Annotated in this window: 1 protein-coding gene; it reads right to left on the bottom strand. The window is 72.3% G+C overall.

Features of this window, described 5'->3' with window-relative positions; genetic code table 11:
• Positions 1-361, bottom strand: a 361-nt coding sequence (locus tag H928_RS32380; protein WP_158400534.1) for a hypothetical protein, incomplete at both ends; no start/stop codon positions are given.

The raw sequence follows: 361 nt of genomic DNA, 5'->3' as shown, positions 1-361 counted from the left end.
GCATGCCGTTGCTGGCCAAACGCGGGCTGTTGACCGTGCTGGCCCCGGGCCTGCGCCGCTGGCCTTGTACCATGCCACCGGGCCCGCCACCAGGCGCAGCGCCATGGTTCCACATCGCCTGCCAGGCCAGGCGAATGGCGCCATCGGGCAGCTGCTGCCCATCGCCCAGCACATCCTTGAGCGCATGGCGCAGCACGGCGATGCGCTGTGCCCGCGCATCCCAGCGGCCGTCGCCATCCGGCGCGGTGATGCTGGCCACACCGGGCTCAGCGCTGCCCATGCGGCGCTGCATGGCGGCCGAGTCATCGATGGAGACGATGACATTGGGCGCCACCCAGGCGCTGGCACCGCCGGCAGGCGC

Origin of the sequence: Comamonas sp. B-9, from assembly GCF_000410635.1 — a bacterium.
In the GTDB taxonomy this organism is placed as follows: Bacteria; Pseudomonadota; Gammaproteobacteria; order Burkholderiales; family Burkholderiaceae_C; genus Comamonas.
This window is presented reverse-complemented; position numbering and strand designations above follow the sequence as displayed.